Below are 17,477 nucleotides of genomic sequence, written 5' to 3'. Positions count from 1 at the left end.
CAAAACCCGCGACTCCGAGAACCTTCCGATGAGCACAAGCGATGTCGCCGTACCGCACTACCACGACAAGGTCGTGCGGCAATTCAGCATCATGACCGTGGTCTGGGGCCTGGTCGGCATGACGGTCGGCGTGTTCATCGCCGCCGAACTGCTGTGGCCGGCGCTGAACATGGACGTCCCCTGGCTGACCTACAGCCACTTGCGCCCCCTGCACACCAACGCGGTGATCTTCGCGTTCGGCGGCTCGGGCCTGTTCGCGACCTCGTACTGGGTCGTGCAGCGGACCTGCCGGGCGCCGCTGTTCCTGCCCAAGCTGGCCGCCTTCACGTTCTGGGGCTGGCAGGTGGTGATCCTGGCCGCGGCCATCACGCTGCCGCTCGGCATCACCCAGAGCAAGGAGTACGCGGAACTCGAATGGCCGATCGATCTTCTGATCGCGGTCGTCTGGGTCGCGTACGCGGTGGTCTTCTTCGGCACGATCGCCAAGCGCACCGTCAGCCACATCTACGTCGCCAACTGGTTCTACGGTTCGTTCATCATCGCCGTTGCGCTGCTGCACATCGTCAACAGCGCGGCGATTCCGATCTCGCTGACCAAGTCGTATTCGGTCTACAGCGGCGCGGTCGACGCGATGGTGCAGTGGTGGTACGGGCACAATGCGGTCGGCTTCTTCCTGACCGCCGGCTTCCTCGGCATGATGTACTACTTCGTGCCGAAGCAGGCCGGCCGGCCGATCTACAGCTACCGGCTCTCGGTCGTGCACTTCTGGGCGCTGATCAGCGTCTACATGTGGGCCGGCCCGCATCATCTGCACTACACGGCGCTGCCGGACTGGGTGCAGTCGATCGGCATGGTGTTCTCGCTGATCCTGCTGGCGCCGTCCTGGGGTGGCATGATCAACGGCGTCATGACGCTGTCGGGCGCCTGGCACAAGCTGCGCGACGATCCCATCCTCAAGTTCCTGATCGTCTCGCTGTCGTTCTACGGCATGTCGACCTTCGAAGGCCCGATGATGTCGATCAAGACGGTCAACGCCCTCTCGCACTACACCGACTGGACGATCGGCCACGTGCACTCCGGCGCGCTCGGCTGGGTGGCGATGATCACCTTCGGCTCGATCTACGCGCTGATTCCCAAGCTCTGGAACAAGCCGGCGATGTACAGCGTGCCGGCCATCAACCTGCACTTCTGGCTGGCGACGATCGGCACCGTGCTCTACATCGTCGCGATGTGGATCGCCGGCGTCATGCAGGGCCTGATGTGGCGCGCCACCGAGGCCGACGGCTCGCTGACCTACAGCTTCATCGAAAGCCTCAAGGCCACCTATCCGTTCTACGCGATGCGTCTGGCCGGCGGCGTCATCTATCTGACCGGCATGCTGGTGATGGTCTGGAACGTCTGGAAGACCATCGGTCCCGCTTCTGAACCCCAGGCCGTCGCGGCGGCGGAGGTCCGCGCATGAACCACGAAAAGATTGAGAAGAGTGTTGGCTGGCTCGCGGTGCTCACGGCCGTGGCGATCAGCTTCGGCGGCTTCGTCGAGATCGTGCCGCTGATGGCGCAGCAGGCAAAGATGCAGCCGGCGCCCGGCATGAAGCTGCGCACGCCGCTCGAGGTCGCCGGCCGCGACGTCTACGTCCGCGAGGGCTGCTACAACTGCCATTCGCAGATGGTGCGCTCGCTGGCCGAGGAAGTGCTGCGCTACGGCCCGGCCGGGCAGGCTTCGGAGTCGGTCTGGGATCATCCGTTCCAGTGGGGCAGCAAGCGCACCGGGCCGGACCTTTCGCGTGTCGGCGGCCGCTACTCGGACGACTGGCATCGCATCCACCTGCTGAATCCGCGCGACGTCGTGCCCGAGTCCAACATGCCGGGCTATCCGTGGCTCGCCGAGCAGGCGCTCGACCGCGAGGACGTGCAGGCCGAGATGCGCGCGCTGTCGCGTGTCGGTGTGCCGTTCAGCGAGGCGGACATTGCCTCGGCGGCCGAAGCGGTCGCCGGCAAGACCAAGCTCGACGCCCTCATCGCCTACCTGCAGTCGCTGCGCGTGCCGGTCGCCCCGGACGCCGCACCTGCGTCCACCGGAGACGCCTCATGATCAGTGGTCTGGTCACTACCACGCTGCTGCTGGCCTTCCTCGGCATCGCCGCCTGGGCCTACTCGGCGCACAACCGCACCCGTTTCGAGGAGGCGGCGCAGCTGCCGCTGAAGGATGACGTGCCGCTCGGCGCCGAATCGAGCCATTGCTGCCACGGCCGGCAGAACGGAGCCCGGTCATGAGCGGATTCTGGCACTGGGTGGTCATCGGCATCACGCTGGTCATGATGGTCGGCTCGCTGTGGCTGCTGCTCGCCAACGCGCGCGGCAAGCAAGGCTCGGCCGATACCGGCCACGTCTGGGACGACGATCTGCGCGAGTACAACAATCCCTTGCCGCGCTGGTGGCTGAATCTGTTCCTGATCACGGTCTTCTTCGGCGCCGCGTATCTGATCTTCTATCCGGGTCTCGGCAACTTCGCCGGCCGTCTCGGCTGGACTTCGCAGAAGCAGATGCAGGGCGACCTCGACGCCTATCACGCGCAGCGCGACCGGCAGTTCGCCGCGTTCCGCGATCTCGACGTGGCGGCACTGGCCGGCGATCCGAAGGCGGTGACGCTCGGCCGCGGCGTGTTCCTCAACAACTGCGCCGGCTGTCACGGCGCCGATGCGCACGGCGCGCTCGGCTTCCCGAACCTCTCCGACAAGGACTGGCTGTACGGCGGTACGCCCGAGACGATCGTCGCGTCGATCACCAACGGTCGCGGCGGCACGATGCCGCCGTTCAACGGCGCGATCGACGCGGAAACGGTCGATGCGCTGGTGCGCTACGTCAGCCACTGGAACGACCCTAAGCTCGATCCGGCGCTGCGCGAGCGCGCCCAGAAGCAGTTCGCGATCACCTGCGCGGCCTGCCACGGTGCCGATGGTCACGGCAATCCGCTGCTCGGTGCGCCGAACCTGACCGACGACGTCTGGCTGTATGGCGGCACGCGCGAGCGCATCCGCGAGACGATCCTGTTCGGCCGCCACGGCCAGATGCCGGCGCACGAGAAGATTCTCACCCCGGACGAGATCCGCATGGTCGCCGCCTACGTCTACAGCCTTTCCCAGACGGACGCCAAGCCGTGAGCGACGAACGCGAACTCCATGCCGAAGACGAGGCGCCGGCGATCGTCGCCGGCGCCCGTCGCCGGGCGCTCGGCGGGCGCCGCGAGTTCCAGCAGATCAGCGCGGTGCTGTGGGCGTCGTTCCTCGGCGCCGGCGTTTCGCTGGTGACGCTGCTGCTGCTGCCGGCCGAGGGCTGGCTGCCGCTGAAGACGCCGGCGCGCGTGGCGATCGGGTTCGCGGTGCTGTGGCTGCTGGCTGTGGTTCCGGCGCTGATCGCCGCGGTGCTGGCGACGCCGGTCAACCGGGAGGACTCGAGTGGCGCACGGTGAACACCAGGTGAAGGAACAACCGGTCCTGATGTACCAGTCGTCGGGCAAGGTCTATCCGCGCGACGTGCGCGGCCTGTACGCGCGCCTGCGCGTGGCCGCGGTGCTGGTGCTGCTCGGCCTGTTCTATGGGCTGCCGTGGATCCGCATCGGCGAGACGCCGCTGGTGCTGTTCGATCTGCCGGCGCGGCGCTTCCACGTCTTCGGCCTGACGATCGTGCCGCAGGACTTCTACCTGCTGTCGGCGCTGCTGCTGGCGGCGGCGCTGACGCTGTTCTTCTTCACGACGCTGGCCGGCCGCCTGTGGTGCGGCTATGCCTGCCCGCAAACGGTCTGGACCGAGGCGTTCCTGTGGATCGAGCGCGCGATCGAGGGCGACCGCCACGCGCGCATGAAGCTCGACCGCGGGCCGTGGCACGCCCAGAAGATTCTGCGCAAGGGCACCAAGCACCTGCTGTGGGCACTGTTCGGCCTCTACACCGGCCTGAGCTTCGTCGCGTACTTCGTGCCGGCACGCGAGCTGTTCGCCGACGCCGCGCACTTCACGCTCGGCGGCTGGTCGCTGTTCTGGGTGCTGTTCTACGGTTTCGCGACCTGGGGCAATGCCGGCTTCCTGCGCGAGCAGGTCTGCAAGTACATGTGCCCGTATGCCCGCTTCCAGAGCGCGATGTTCGATCGCGACACGCTGATCATCGCCTACGACGAGAAGCGCGGCGAGCCCCGCAAGGGCATCTTCAAGAAGCTGATGCAGCAGCGCGCGCCGACCGCGGCGGCGATACTGGCCGGCGAGCGCGCCGAGAACGAAGCGGAGCTGGCGCCGCTCAAGCAGGGCGACTGCATCGACTGCTCGATGTGCGTGCAGGCCTGCCCGGTCGGCATCGACATCCGCAACGGCCTGCAGTACGAGTGCATCGCCTGCGCCGCCTGCATCGATGCCTGCAACGAAGTCATGGACCAGGTCGGCAAGCCGCGCAGTCTGATCCGCTACAGCAGCGCGCGTCACGATGCCGGTGGCGGCTTCCACATCTTCCGCGGCCGCATGATCGGCTACGGCCTGGTCTGGATGGCGGTGCTGGCAGCGACGGCCTGGCTGATCATCGTGCGCAGTCCGTTCGACCTCGACGTCGTGCGCGACCGCAAGCAGCTGTACCGCGAACTCGCCGACGGCCGCATCGAGAACGTCTACTCGGTGAAGATCTCGAACAAGGACACGCGCACGCGCCAGTACAGCGTGCTGGCACGTTTCGACGACGGCAGCGCGGTCGAGCTGGAACCCGAAAACCTGACGGCAGCCCCGGGCGAGCACATTTCGACGACCGTCACCGCCCGTGCGCACGGCGCGCACCCGACGGTCGCCAAGCTGCACTTCGTCGTCACTGCCGACGACGCCAAGCAATCTCGGCGTGAGCGCGTCGCCACCTTCCTGTCCGACGGCCGTGATCACGGCGATGAAGACGAGGACGCCGAGGAACACGAGGGCGGGGCATCCCGCCGCCATTGACATGAACGAGGGTATCGCCATGGACACGAGCACCACAGTCACCACGACGCGCCGCGGTTCGCACTACGGCCTCGAATTCGCGCTGCTGTTCCTGCTGCCGGCGGCGGTGCTGATCGCCGGCGCGGTGACGATGACGCTGGCCTTCGAGGGCGGCTTCACGCCGTTGCCCGAAACGCACGGGCCGATCGTCAATCCGCGCTGAACGGCCACGACTGACGTCATCATCGGAATCCTTCGCATGAGCGCGAGCGCCCTGCAGTGGCAGGTCTACGATCGTCCGGAGCTGCGCGACAGCATCAGCGCGCCGGCCGGCGCCGGGCAGCGCGAGGTCCTGCTCGGCCTCGACGGCATGCACTGCGCGGCCTGCGTCGCGCGCGTCGAGCGCCTGCTCGCGCCGCATGCCGACCAGGTGCAGGTCAATCTCGCCGGCCGCACGGTGCAGTTCCGCTTCGCGCCGGAAGTCGAGCCGTTGTCGTCGCTCCTCGCGCTGCTCGATGCCGAAGGCTACACGCCGCGCGTGCTGGCCCAGGACGCGCAGCTCAACGGCGACCGCCGCGGCGCGCGCGAGCAGTTGGCGCGCATCGGTGTCGCCGTGCTGTGCGCGATGCAGGTGATGATGCTGGCCTGGCCGACCTACGGCAGCGACGCCGCGAACATCGATCCCGCGGTGCTGCAGCTGCTGCGCTGGACGCAGTGGCTGTTTGCGACGCCGTGCGTGATCTACGGCGGCTGGCCGTTTCTCGCCGGCGCGGCGCGGGCGCTGCGCGCGCGCCGCGTCGACATGGACGTGCCGATCGCGGTCTCGATCCTGATCGCCTATCTGGTCTCGGCCTGGCGCGTGCTGGCGGGCGAGGGCGAGCTGTACTTCGACTCGGCGACGATGTTCGTGATGCTGTTGTCCGGCGCGCGCTTCCTCGAGGGCCGCTCGCGCGCCACCGCGGCCGGCCACCTGCGCCGCCTGGTCGGCATGCGCAAGCTGACGGCGACACGCGTCGGCGAGGGCGGCGACCAGACGGTACCGCTGGCGCAGGTCGCGCTCGGCGACGTGCTCAAGGTCGCGCCGGGCGAGGCGGTGCCGGTCGACGGCGCGCTGCTCGATCTGGCCGCCGAACTCGACGAGGCCCTGCTCAGCGGCGAAGCCAAGCCGGTGCTGCACCGCCGCCACGAACGCTTGCTGGCCGGCAGCGTCAACGTCGGCGCCGCGCCGCTGCGTCTGCGCGCCGAAGCGCTCGGCAGCCAGACCTGGCTGGCGCAGATCACCGCCGTGCTGCAGCGCGCCGAGCGCGAGCGTCCGCCGTTCCAGCAGGCGCTCGATCGCGTTGCCGGCGTGTTCTCGCTGCTGATCCTGCTGCTCGCCGCGGCCACCGCCGCGGTCTGGTGGTCGCATGACCACGAGCATGCACTGTCGGCGGCGCTCGCGGTGCTGGTCGCCAGCTGTCCGTGCGCGCTGTCGCTGGCCGGTCCGCTGGCCTTTGCCGCCGGCAGCGGCCGCCTGGCGCGGCGTGGCGTGCTGGTCGCGCGGCCGCGCAGCCTCGGCCGTCTCGCCGACGTCGACACCGTGGTGTTCGACAAGACCGGCACGCTGACGCGCGCGCAGCCGGTGGTCGAGCACGTCGAAGTGCTCGGCAGCGAAACCGCGGAGCGCTGTCTGGCGATCGCCGCAGCGCTGGAGCGCGAGCTGACGCATCCGCTCGCGCAGGCATTCCGCCGCTACGAACAGAACCTGCCGGCGCGCGAGGTACGCAGCGCGCCGGGCCGCGGTGTCGCCGGCCTCGTCGAAGGGCGACGCTACTGGATCGGCGCCGCCGACGGCCTGTCGGCCGGGGCCGGCGAGGCGGCGGCGACCTTGCTGGCGCTGCGCGACGAGCGGCACACGCTGGCGCGCTTCGCGCTGCAGGCGCAGCCGCGTCCGGAGGCTGCCGCTGCGGTCGCCGCGCTGCGCCGGCAGGGCATCGACGTGCGCCTGCTGACCGGCGACGCCGACGCTCCGGCGCAGGCCCTGGCGCGCCTGGTCGGCATCACCGAGGTCCACGCCCGCATGCGCCCCGAGGACAAGCTCGAGCATGTGCGTCAGCTGCAGGCGCAGGGACGGGTGGTGATGGCGGTCGGCGACGGCATCAACGACGCACCGCTGCTGGCCGGTGCCGACGTCGCCTGCGCGATGCCGCAGGGCGCCGCGCTCGCCCAGGCGCGCGCCGACCTGCTGCTGGTCGACGAGTCGCTGCGGGCGCTGGCCGAGGCGCCGACGCTGGCGCGCGGCATCCGTCGCCGCGTGCTGCAGAACATCGGCTGGGCGCTGCTCTACAACGTCGCAGTGCTGCCGCTGGCGATGGCGGGGGCGCTGGCGCCGTGGATGGCGGCGCTCGGCATGTCGGCGTCGTCGCTGATCGTGGTGCTGAACGCGCTGCGCCTGCCGCGGCGCGAGGAGAAGGGCTGATGCAAATCCTGTTCCTGCTGATCCCGCTCGGCGTCGTGCTGATGGCGGCAGCCGGTGCGTTGCTGGTCTGGGCGATCCGCAGCGGCCAGTACGAGGACCTCGACAGCGTCGCCGGCAGGATGCCGGACGACGATCCGCGCTGACGCAGATCAAGGTCGGCGCCGCCGTTCGGTCCGATACTCAACGCAAATGGAGTTTGCGATGACGAACAGGACTATGCCTTCCGAAGTGCGCGCCGGACTGCAACGCCGCCGCGAGCAGTATGCCGAGCAGCTGAAGCGTCTCGAGTATGACCAGCAGCGCTCCGCCGCGCCGTTGTCCGCGGATTTCGCGGAGCAGGCGGCCGAGACCGAGAACGACGAGGTCGTCGACGCGCTGGCGCACCGCACGCGGACCGCAATCCGCCAGATCGATCACGCCCTGCGCCGCGACGATGCCGGCCAGTGGGACGAATGCGAACGCTGCGGCCAGCCGATCGGCGAGGCGCGACACGGGAAATTGCCGGAGGCGACACGCTGTAGCGCCTGCGCGGACGAGCGCTGAGATGTTCGAGCTGGCCGTCCCGGCCATGTTCGTCGCCGGTCTCGCGACGTCGCCGCATTGCAGCCTGATGTGCGGTGCCGTGCAGCAGCTGCATCTGCCGCGCGGCGGGCAGCGTCCGCTGCTGCTGGAACTGCTGCCGCTGCATGCCGGCCGCATCACCGGCTATGCGCTGCTCGGTGCCGCCGCCGGCGCCGGCGGTGCGCTGCTGACCCGCGTCCTGCCGTCAACCGGCTTCGGCCTCGCGCTGCAGCTCGTCGCCGCGGTCGCCCTGGTCGTCCTCGGCTGGCGCCAGCTGCGGCGGCGCGTGCCGGCCTGCTGCGTGCCGCGCACTGACGCCGGTCCCTGGCGCCGCTTCGGCCGCGGACTGCTGTGGGCGTTGATGCCCTGCGCGACCCTGTACTTCGCACTGTCGGCCGTTGCCTTCAGCGGCTCGCCGTGGCTCGGCGCGTTGCTGCTCGCCGCCTTCGCGGCCGGCAGCAGCCCCTTGCTGGCGGCCAGCGGCTGGGCGTTCGCCGGCATGGGCCGCTTGCAGCAGGCGCCACGGCTCGCCGGCGGCCTGATGATCCTGGTCGGCGTCGCCGGATTCGCCGCCTCGGCGGCGATGCCGGCCTTTCATGGCGGACTGTGGTGCCTGCCATGAGCGCCCGCGGCCACGCACTCGTCGTCTGCCCGTGCTGCGGTCGTGCCGAATTCGGCTACGACGGCGGCCGTTGCGCCGGCTGCGGCGAATGGCTGCCGCCGGCCGTGCAGGCGCTCACCGCCGAGGACTTCGATTCGAGCCTCGTCGAGGCGGGCCGGCCGACGGTCGTCCACTTCTGGGCGCCATGGTGCGGGCCGTGCTCGGTGCTGGGGCCGGTCTTCGCCGACGCCGCGTCCTACCGCCGCGACGTCGGCTTCGCCGCCTGCAATGTCGACGAGGCGGAGGCGATCGCCGTGCGCGAGGACATCGCCAACCTGCCGACCCTCGTCTACTACACCGATGGCCGCGAAATCGGGCGCATCAGCGGCACGATGCGGCTCGAAGCGCTGCTCGACTGGCTCGACCGCCAGGCGGCGATCGCCGGCCGAGCGGCCTGATCCACCGATTTTCCGTTTTTGGCTGCCGGGACTCCGGCGGATGAGTAAGATGGCTGCCTACCGCCTGTTCACCGTGCCCCCCACCATGGCCAACCAGCCGCCGATCGCCGACGATCCGCTGCGCGCCCTGCTCGATGCCGCCGTCGACGCGATCATGCTGATCGACGCCCGCGGCCACGTCATCGCCTTCAACCGCTCGGCGGAGATGCTGTTCGGCTACGCCGCGGCCGAAGTGCACGGCCGCAACGTCAGCATGCTGATGCCGCAGCCGTACCGCGGCGAGCACGATGCCTATATCGAGCGTTACGCGCGCACCGGCGAGCGCCGCATCATCGGCATCGGCCGCGAGGTCGTCGCGCTGCGCAAGGACGGCACGACGTTTCCGATCGATCTGTCGGTCGGCGAGTTCGTCACCGGCGGCGTGCGCGGCTACGTCGGCATCCTGCGCGACATCTCCGAGCGCAAGCACCAGGAGGCGATGCTGCGCCAGACCGGCGAGGAGCTGCGCCTGATCTTCGATTACGCGCCGACGGCGATGATGACCACCGATCTCGGCGGCCACATCCTGCGCGCGAACCGGGCCTGCGCGGAGCTGTTCGGGGCCTCGGTCGAGGAACTGATCGGCATGCGTCACTCCGATTTCGTGCATCCGGAGGATCGGCCGCGTCTGCTCGAGGCCTTCGAACGCCTGCAGCACGGCGAGGGCGAATTCCGCCAGGAGTTCCGCTACCGCCGCCACGACGGTTCGGAACTGCAGGCGCTGCACTACAGCGCGGCGGTGGCCGGCGAGGACGGCACGCCGGAACTGATCATCAGCGAGATCGTCGACCGCAGCGCCGTGCTCGCCGCCAATCGCGAGGCCGAGGCGCTGCGCGTGCGCCTGATGCATGCGAGCCGCGTCGGCCAGCTCGGCGAGATGGTCAGCGGCATCGCCCACGAGGTGAACCAGCCGCTGACCGCGATCGCCAACTACGCGAGCGCCTGCCGCCGCCTGCTGCAGTCCGGGCAGGCGACGCCGGAGGATCTGTTCGAGCCGCTCGAGAAGATCGCCGCCCAGGCCGAGCGTGCCGGACAGGTGATCCGCGGCCTGCGTGCGCTGACGCGGCGCCAGGAGGAGCAGCGCGAGCGGCTCGACGTCAACCAGCTGGTGCACGGCGTGCTGCCGCTGGTCGAGTTCGACACCCGCCAGGCCGGCGTGCGCCTGCGCGCGCATCTGGACCCGGACGTTCCGGACGTGCACGGCGACGCCGTGCAGATCCAGCAGGTGCTGCTCAATCTGGTCCGCAACGCGCTCGAGGCGATGAGCGGCGCGCGCACCAGCGATCGCATCGATATCGTCACCGCGTCGCTGGCCGGCATGTTCGTCGAGATCCGCGTCGTCGACGGCGGCCCGGGCATCAGCGCCGAAGCGGCCGCCCACCTGTTCGAGCCGTTCTATACGACCAAGCCGCAGGGCATGGGCCTCGGCCTGTCGATCTGCCAGTCGATCGCCCGCGCTCACGGCGGCGAGCTAAGCTATTACGTCAACGAGAACGCGGGAGCGACCTTCGTGCTGCGCCTGCCGATTGCGGCCGACTGAGATTCCGGGGAGCGGACATGAGCGAGGTGCTGGTCTACATCGTCGACGATGAGGAGGCGGTCTGCGACAGCGTAGTCCTGCTCCTCAAGAGCGTGCGCCTGCCGAGCCGTGCCTTCAACGATCCGTCGAAGTTCCTGGCGGAGTGGCAATCCTCGTGGCGCGGCTGCCTGCTGCTCGACGTGCGCATGCCGCGCATGAGCGGCCTCGACGTGCAGCGCCTGCTCAAGGAACGCGGCAGCCGCCTGCCGGTGATCTTCATGACCGGCCATGGCGACGTGCCGATGGCGGTCGAGGCGATGCGCGCCGGTGCCTTCGATTTCCTGCAGAAGCCTTTCCACGACGAGGATCTGCTGACCCGCGTGCGCCGCGCGCTCGACAATGACGAGAAGCAGGCGGTCTCCAACCAGCAGCGCTCCGAGATCGAGGCCCGCTACGCGACGCTGACGCCGCGCGAGCGCGAGATCGCCCAGCGTCTCGTCGACGGCCATGCCAACAAGGTCATCGCCCTCGAACTGGGCCTGTCCGAGCGCACCGTCGAGCTGCACCGCGCCCACATCATGCAGAAGATGGACGTGCGGGCGCTCGGGCCGCTGGTGCAGATGCTGCTGAACCTGCGCAGTTCGGCCTGAGCGCCCGCGCCCGGCCGCCTCAGGCGGCGCGGGCCAGTGTCGGCCGCGCGCGGGCAACCGGCGCGGCCGCGGAGGATTGTTCGCCGGCCTGCTGCTGCAGCGCGGCGTCATCGAGCACCTGCACGCCGTTGCCGTCGCAGGCGATCACGCCGTCGAGCTGCAGGCGCGTGAACATGCGCGACACGGTTTCGGTCGCCAGCCCGAGGAAGCGGCCGAGGTCGACGCGGGTCATCGGCAGCGTGAAGCGGTCGATCTGCGCGCCGAACAGGCGGCGGCGGCGCTGCAGCTGCGCGAGCAGGAAGCTGGCGATGCGCGACTGCGCCGAGCGGCGCTCGTTCTGCAGACGCTCGTGCAGACGTTCGAATTCCTGGCCGAGGTCGTTGAACAGGCGCTCCGCGACGGCCGAGGACAGATGCACTTCGCTCTGCAGCACGTCGAGCGGCATGCGGCAGACGCGGGTCGGGCACAGCGCGACGGCTTCGGTGCCGCGCTGCATCTGGCCGAAATCATCGAGGCCGAGGGTGTCGCCCGGCAGGCGGAAAGCGACGATTTCCTCCTCGCCCTGCACCGAGTTGCGGCGCGACTTCAAGGCCCCGGACTGCACCACATAGATGGCGTTGGCCGGATCGCCGACGCGGTGCAGGCTCTGCCCGCGCTGCAGCGTGACGACCGTCACGCAGGTCGACGATGCCGCTTCCTGGACCACGGCGCCGAGGCAGGCGCCCTGGCGCATGCAGCTGCGGCACGGTTCGGAGACTTCGGTGTTGCACTGGCTCTGCGTCGACATGGTGTGTACCCCCGCTTGAACGTGGAGGTACTGTAAGGAAGCGCACCAAGGCCGCCCATTCGGATTTCCGCGTAGTCGGCCTGCGGAAACTACGTAGTCGATTGCGGATCAGACCAGAAACAGGGCCAGGCCGCCGGCCAGATTGCTCAACATCAGGGGCGCGGCGACCTGTCGCCACGCCGGCCGGCCGCCGAGCACGCCGGCCATCGTCGCCTTGACGACGTTGTTGACCAGCATCGCCAGCACCATGCCGGTCGTGGCGATGCGGCCGTCGCTGCCGGCCGCGACCAGCCGCGCCAGCGTCAGCGTGACCGCGTCGACATCGGCGAGGCCGCCGACCGCGGCGGCGTAGAGCGGGCCGGGCGCGCCGAAATGCCGGCGCGCCAGTTCGACGGCGATCATCACGATCACCAGCAGCACCGCGAAGCGCCCCGCGCTCCACAGGCTCATCGGATTGCGCAGCGGCAGCCGGGATTCGGCGACCGCGCCGGCCGGCGGCAGGCGCAGCAGGATGAACGGCAGCAGGGTCGCCGTCATCAGCAGCGCCGGCACGATCAGCTGCGGCGCCAGCACCGGGGCGATCAGCGAACCGAGCACCAGCACGCGCATCGGCATCACGCCGCAGGCGGCGAGCATCGCGCCGCTGGCCGCGCGCTGCGAGGCGGCGGCTTCGCGCAGCAGCGGTGCCCAGCTGACGATGACCGCGGTCGACGACACCAGGCCGCCGGCGGCGCCGCTCATCAGCGCGCCGAGCCGCCAGCCGAACAGGCGCACCGCGGCGTAGCCGGCGAACGACAGCAGGGCCAGCAGCAGCACCAGACCGGCGAACTCGTACGGACTGATCAGCTGCCAGGGATCGAGCGCGCGCTTGGGCAGCAGCGGCATGACGACGACGGCGAGCAGCAGCAGCTGCAGCGCGGCGAGCAGCTCGGCGCCCTGCAGACGCTGCAGCAGCTGGTGGATCGGCTGCTTGAGGCCGAGCAGTGCGGTCGTCAGCACCGCCGCGCCGCCGGCGATCGCCGGTTCGCCGTGCACAGCGAGGGCGCCGAGCCCATAGGTCAGCAGTGCGGCGATCAGCGTGGTGATGCCGTGGTCGCGGCGCTCGGGGTAGGCGTGCTGGGCGAAGGCCAGTACGCCGGCCAGTCCGAGCAGGCCGGCGCCGAGCACGAGCGGCGCGCCGTCGCCGAACGCGGCGCAGACGCCGCCGAACAGGCCGATCAGGGAGAAGGTGCGGATGCCGGCGATGCGCTGGCCGTCGCCGGCGTCGCGCTCATGCCAGCCGCGCTCGATTCCGATCAGAAGGCCGATCAGCAGCGACACGCCGATCGAAGTGGCATTGCTCACCGGCGGGCAGGCCCCGCACTAGGGCCTGTTACCGCTAATCGCGTCGCCGTGGCCGAGCGAATTGCCCGCGATGCGGCCCAAACGGTTGATGTGGGGCCGGTCCCTTCGGGATGCCGCCTGGCGAACCGCCATGCGGCGTTGCGAGCCGCTTCTTGGGAATCACCCAAGTGCGCGTCTCGCGCCTTGCCTGGCGGCTCGCCAGGCGCCACCACGGCGACGCGATTAGCGTTAACAGGCCCTGTACTGGCATCCATGCGCTCTCCATCAGGCCTTGGCGCGGCGGGCGCGGGGCCGGGTCGTGGTCCGGGTCGTGTGTCTTGCCGGCGCCGCTTCGTGGAGCAGCGCCTCGAGTTCGCCGACGAAGGCATCGAGCAAGACGCGCGGCGATCGTAGCACGGCGACATCCGACGAAATGCCGAGCGTGCTGCGCCCGGCGTAGCTCAGCAGGCTGACGCCGATGCCGATGCCGCCGCTCTGCGGCGGCCAGAAGACGATGTTGGCGATGCGCGCGCCGGCGAAGTGCAGGCTCTGTTCCGGCCCCGGCAGGTTGGAGACCACGGCGCAGGCCTTGCGCGCGATCAGCCCGACCAGATTGCGCTCGACGCGGCCCGGCAGCTCGCCGGCGACCGCCAGGCCGATGAAGACGGCGTGTGCCTCGCGCGAATTCTTGAGGCGGCGCGTGCGTTCGACGACGACGGCGAGGCGCTTGTGCGGATCACGGATGCCGACCGGCAGATCGAGCAGGCCTAGGCCGAAACGGTTGCTGAGCATCGCGTCCGAGCACTTGCGCAGATTGACCGGGATGGCGATGCGCAGTTCCTGCTCGGGCGCGATGTCCTCGCGGCACTCACTGTGCAGATAGTGCGCGAAGGCGCCGGCCAGCGCCGTCAGCATCAGGTCGTTGTGCGTGCAGCCGAGCGCATGCGCGGCGCGCTTGATCGCCGCCGTGGTCGGCAGCTCGTGGCTCCAGGCCACGGCGCGGTGACCGGACAGCGCGGCGCTGAACTGCTGCGGACGTTCGCCGCCGCGCGCCAGCAGCGCCACCAGCGTGGCGGCGTCGCGGCCGAGCGCAACGGTCTGCGACAGCACGCCGAGCGGATCCTCGCCGCTGCGCGCGAGAAAGCCGCGCAGACGCAGCAGCGAGGCGTCGACGTCCTGCAGGCGCTCGATCAGCGGCGCCAGCGGCCCGCGTCGCGGCAGCGCCGGCAGCGGCGGCGGCGGCGCCTCGACGTCGTCATGCAGGCCGAGCAGCAACTGGATGAAGCCGACCCCGTCACCCATCGCGTGATGGGCGCGGAACAGCACGGTGACGCGGCGTTCGCCGACCGGAAACAGGGTGACGTGCCACAGCGGGCGCTCGCGATCGAGGCCGCGGCGCATTTCGTCGGCGACCGCCGCCGGCAGCTCGCGCTCGGTGACGTGGCGGATGCCGATGTGCTGGGCCGGCTCGAAATCGCGCGCGCGCCGCCACGCCGAAGGGCGCCGCGAGTCGTCGATCTGCTGGGCGAAGCGCGGGTGGCGCATCAGCCGGGAGAGAATCTCGCGCTGCAGGACTTCGAGATCGCCGACGCCCTCGAGATCGAGGATCGCCGAGATGACCATCGGACTCTTGTCCATGTCCATCTCGAGCCAGGCGCGGTCGACGGAAGGCATCGCCTCGGCCGGCCAGGCCTCGGCGCCGGGCATCACTTCTTCAGCTGGCATGGCGAAGTTCCTTGCCGGAGGGCTGCACCTCGGTCGAGGCGATATTGCTCTTGACCGTGAGGAAGCTCGACGGGTTCACCGAGATCGAATCGATGCCGGCCTGGACCAGGAACTGCGCGAAGGCCGGGTGCGCGCTCGGCGCCTCGCCGCAGATGCCGACGCTCGCGCCGGCGCGGTGCGCGCGCTCGATCACGGTCTCGATCAGCGAGCGCACCGCCGGATCGCTTTCGTCGAACAGGCTCGCCAGTTCGGCCGAATCGCGGTCGATGCCGAGCGTCAGCTGCGTGAGGTCGTTGCTGCCGATCGAGAAGCCGTCGAAGCGCCGCGCGAACTTCTCGGCGAGGATCACGTTCGACGGAATCTCGCACATCACATAGATCTTCAGGCCGAGCTCGCCGCGGCGCAGGCCATTCTCGGCGAGCACTTCGAGCACGCGATCGGCCTCGCCCAGCGTGCGGCAGAACGGCACCATGACGATGACGTTGTCGAAGCCCATGGCCTCGCGCAGGCGCTTGATCGCGCGGCATTCCAGCGCGAAGCCCTCGCGATAGCGCGGCGAGTAGTAGCGCGAGGCGCCGCGAAAGCCGAGCATCGGATTTTCTTCGTGGGGCTCGAAGTCGGCGCCGCCGATGAGATCGGCATACTCGTTGGTCTTGAAATCGGACAGGCGGATCACGCAAGGCTTCGGGTGCACCACCGCGGCGAGGCGCCCGAGCCCGGTCGCGAGGCGCTCGACGAAGTACTCCGCGCGGTCGGCGTAGCCGGCGGTCAGCTGCGCGATCTGCGCCAGCGCTGCCGGGTCGCGGACGCGTTCCGGATGCAGCAGTGCCATCGGGTGGATCTTGATCGCGTTGCTGATGACGAATTCCATGCGCGCCAGACCGACGCCGTCGGCCGGCAGCCGCCACCAGCGGAAGGCCGCGTCCGGATTGGCGAGATTGAGCATCAGGCGCGTATGCGTCGCCGGCAGGTGGCGCAGCGAGTGCTCCTCGACGACGACCTCCGCCTGGCCGTCGTAGACATGGCCGACTTCGCCCTCGGAGCAGGCCACGGTGACCATCTGGCCGTCGCGCAGCACGCGCGTCGCCTCGCCGGTGCCGATCAGCGCCGGCACGCCGAGTTCGCGGCTGACGATCGCCGCATGCGAGGTGCGGCCGCCGTGATCGGTGACGATCGCCGTCGCCTTGCGCATGATCGGCACCCAGTCCGGATCGGTGTTCTCGGCGACCAGCACCGCACCATCCGGAAATTTCTCGACCTCGCGCGGGTTGCTGACGCGCACCACCGGGCCGCAGACCGCCGCCTCGCCGATCGCCAGGCCTTCGAGCAGGCGTTGGCCGGTCGTGCGCAGGCGGTAGGACTTCATCGTCAGGGCGTCGCGCTGCGTGTGCACGGTTTCCGGACGCGCCTGAACGATGAACAGCTCGCCGCTCTCGCCATCGCGCGCCCACTCGATGTCCATCGGCACGCCGTAGTGTTTCTCGATCGCGCAGCCCCAGCGGGCGAGCTGCAGGATCGTGGCGTCGTCGAGCACGCGGGCCTCGCGCTCGGCGGCGGTCGTCGGCACGCTGTGCGTGCCGCCGTCGGCGTCGTCACTGAAGATCATCTTCACCGCCTTCTCGCCGCGCTTGCGCTCGATGATCGGCACGAAGCGCGGCTCGTCGAGCAGCGGCTTGAAGACGACGTACTCGTCCGGGTCGACGAGGCCCTGCACGACGGTCTCGCCGAGCCCCCAGGCGGCGTTGATCAGGACCACCTTGCCGAAGCCGCTCTCGGTGTCGAGCGTGAACATCACGCCGGAGCTGCCGAGGTCGGAACGCACCATCTGCTGGACGCCGATCGACAGCGCGATGCGGGCGGCGTCGAAGCCGCGTTCGTGGCGATAGGCGATCGCGCGGTCGGTGAACAGCGAGGCATAGCAGCGCCGGCAGGCGTCGAGCAGCGCGCCGGTGCCCGAAACGTTCAGAAAGGTCTCCTGCTGGCCGGCGAAGCTGGCGTTCGGCAAGTCCTCGGCGGTGGCGCTGGAGCGCACTGCGACCGCCGCGTTCTCCTTGCCGCTGCGCGCGCAGAGCACCATGTAGGCTTCGCGGATCGCCAGCTCGATCTCGGCCGGCCAGCGTGCTTCCAGGAAGGCGTTGCGGATGCGCGTGCCGGCGTCGGCCAGCGTGGCACGGCCGTCGCGCCAGTCGCCGAGCGCGGCGTCGATCGTGCGATCGAGCTCGTTGTCGGCGACGAAGCGGCGGTAGGCGTCGGCGGTCGTCGCGAAGCCGGCCGGCACGCGGATGCCGGCACCGCCGAGGGTGCGGATCAGCTCGCCGAGCGAGGCATTCTTGCCGCCGACCGAGGCGACGCCGCCGGCATTCTCGAACGACACGGCGTAGGGAGAGGAATTCTGCATGACGACCTCG

Annotated in this window: 18 protein-coding genes; 14 read left to right on the top strand and 4 right to left on the bottom strand. The window is 69.9% G+C overall.

The window, feature by feature from the left end:
• Window positions 1–28 precede the first annotated feature (28 nt).
• The 14 genes from ccoN (at window position 29) to H149_RS0105840 (ending at window position 11,234) form a co-directional block, all read left to right on the top strand.
• Window positions 29–1,462, top strand: a complete 1,434-nt coding sequence (gene ccoN, locus H149_RS0105905; RefSeq protein WP_020648821.1) for a cytochrome-c oxidase, cbb3-type subunit I — start codon at window positions 29–31, stop codon at window positions 1,460–1,462.
• Window positions 1,459–2,094 carry a cytochrome-c oxidase, cbb3-type subunit II gene (ccoO, locus tag H149_RS0105900; protein WP_020648820.1) on the top strand — a complete coding sequence of 212 codons (636 nt, stop codon included), beginning with the start codon at window positions 1,459–1,461 and terminating at the stop codon, window positions 2,092–2,094. The genes ccoN and ccoO overlap by 4 nt, the downstream gene beginning before the upstream one ends.
• Complete coding sequence (locus tag H149_RS19930; RefSeq protein ID WP_020648819.1) at window positions 2,091–2,276, top strand: CcoQ/FixQ family Cbb3-type cytochrome c oxidase assembly chaperone; 186 nt, start codon at window positions 2,091–2,093, stop codon at window positions 2,274–2,276. The genes ccoO and H149_RS19930 overlap by 4 nt, the downstream gene beginning before the upstream one ends.
• On the top strand, window positions 2,273–3,163 hold the full coding sequence (gene ccoP, locus H149_RS0105890) for a cytochrome-c oxidase, cbb3-type subunit III (RefSeq protein ID WP_020648818.1): 891 nt from the start codon (window positions 2,273–2,275) through the stop codon (window positions 3,161–3,163). The genes H149_RS19930 and ccoP overlap by 4 nt, the downstream gene beginning before the upstream one ends.
• Window positions 3,160–3,471 (top strand): hypothetical protein, encoded by a 312-nt coding sequence (locus H149_RS0105885; protein ID WP_020648817.1) that lies wholly within the window; start codon window positions 3,160–3,162, stop codon window positions 3,469–3,471. The genes ccoP and H149_RS0105885 overlap by 4 nt, the downstream gene beginning before the upstream one ends.
• A 28-nt stretch (window positions 3,472–3,499) precedes the next feature.
• On the top strand, window positions 3,500–4,969 hold the full coding sequence (gene ccoG, locus H149_RS0105880; RefSeq protein ID WP_154654664.1) for a cytochrome c oxidase accessory protein CcoG: 1,470 nt from the start codon (window positions 3,500–3,502) through the stop codon (window positions 4,967–4,969).
• A 19-nt stretch (window positions 4,970–4,988) separates the two neighbouring features.
• Window positions 4,989–5,171 (top strand): hypothetical protein, encoded by a 183-nt coding sequence (locus H149_RS0105875; protein ID WP_020648815.1) that lies wholly within the window; start codon window positions 4,989–4,991, stop codon window positions 5,169–5,171.
• A gap of 36 nt (window positions 5,172–5,207) precedes the next feature.
• Window positions 5,208–7,406 (top strand): heavy metal translocating P-type ATPase, encoded by a 2,199-nt coding sequence (locus H149_RS19925; protein WP_020648814.1) that lies wholly within the window; start codon window positions 5,208–5,210, stop codon window positions 7,404–7,406.
• On the top strand, window positions 7,406–7,549 hold the full coding sequence (ccoS, locus tag H149_RS22600) for a cbb3-type cytochrome oxidase assembly protein CcoS (protein WP_020648813.1): 144 nt from the start codon (window positions 7,406–7,408) through the stop codon (window positions 7,547–7,549). Before H149_RS19925 ends, ccoS begins: the two co-directional genes overlap by 1 nt.
• 85 nt (window positions 7,550–7,634) lie before the next feature.
• A complete protein-coding gene (locus H149_RS0105860) occupies window positions 7,635–7,949 on the top strand; it encodes a TraR/DksA family transcriptional regulator (RefSeq protein WP_169518316.1) in 315 nt (104 codons plus the stop codon).
• Between the two features lies 1 nt (window position 7,950).
• Window positions 7,951–8,589 carry a sulfite exporter TauE/SafE family protein gene (locus H149_RS0105855; protein WP_020648811.1) on the top strand — a complete coding sequence of 213 codons (639 nt, stop codon included), beginning with the start codon at window positions 7,951–7,953 and terminating at the stop codon, window positions 8,587–8,589.
• Complete coding sequence (locus H149_RS0105850; protein ID WP_020648810.1) at window positions 8,586–9,026, top strand: thioredoxin family protein; 441 nt, start codon at window positions 8,586–8,588, stop codon at window positions 9,024–9,026. Before H149_RS0105855 ends, H149_RS0105850 begins: the two co-directional genes overlap by 4 nt.
• Before the next feature lie 49 nt (window positions 9,027–9,075).
• A complete protein-coding gene (locus H149_RS0105845) occupies window positions 9,076–10,605 on the top strand; it encodes a PAS domain-containing sensor histidine kinase (RefSeq protein WP_020648809.1) in 1,530 nt (509 codons plus the stop codon).
• Window positions 10,606–10,622: 17 nt separating this feature from the next.
• The gene (locus tag H149_RS0105840) at window positions 10,623–11,234 is read left to right on the top strand and encodes a response regulator transcription factor (RefSeq protein ID WP_020648808.1); all 612 of its coding nucleotides are present in this window, start codon (window positions 10,623–10,625) and stop codon (window positions 11,232–11,234) included.
• A gap of 19 nt (window positions 11,235–11,253) precedes the next feature.
• On the opposite strand, the gene H149_RS0105835 is transcribed toward H149_RS0105840, so the two are convergent.
• The 4 genes from H149_RS0105835 to ppsA form a co-directional block, all read right to left on the bottom strand.
• A complete protein-coding gene (locus H149_RS0105835) occupies window positions 11,254–12,021 on the bottom strand; it encodes a Crp/Fnr family transcriptional regulator (protein ID WP_020648807.1) in 768 nt (255 codons plus the stop codon).
• 108 nt (window positions 12,022–12,129) lie between these two features.
• Window positions 12,130–13,365, bottom strand: coding sequence for an MgtC/SapB family protein (locus H149_RS0105830; protein WP_020648806.1), 1,236 nt, complete (start codon window positions 13,363–13,365; stop codon window positions 12,130–12,132).
• A gap of 264 nt (window positions 13,366–13,629) precedes the next feature.
• Window positions 13,630–15,069, bottom strand: coding sequence for a WS/DGAT domain-containing protein (locus H149_RS0105825; RefSeq protein ID WP_083930833.1), 1,440 nt, complete (start codon window positions 15,067–15,069; stop codon window positions 13,630–13,632).
• Window positions 15,059–17,467: a phosphoenolpyruvate synthase gene (ppsA, locus tag H149_RS0105820; RefSeq protein WP_026352895.1), complete on the bottom strand. Its 2,409-nt coding sequence runs from the start codon at window positions 17,465–17,467 to the stop codon at window positions 15,059–15,061. Before ppsA ends, H149_RS0105825 begins: the two co-directional genes overlap by 11 nt.
• Window positions 17,468–17,477 lie beyond the last annotated feature (10 nt).

The organism is Solimonas variicoloris DSM 15731 (genome assembly GCF_000382285.1).
In the GTDB taxonomy this organism is placed as follows: Bacteria; Pseudomonadota; Gammaproteobacteria; order Nevskiales; family Nevskiaceae; genus Solimonas; species Solimonas variicoloris.
The sequence above is the reverse complement of the archived record's forward strand: the minus strand, read 5'-3'. Positions and strand labels throughout refer to the sequence as shown.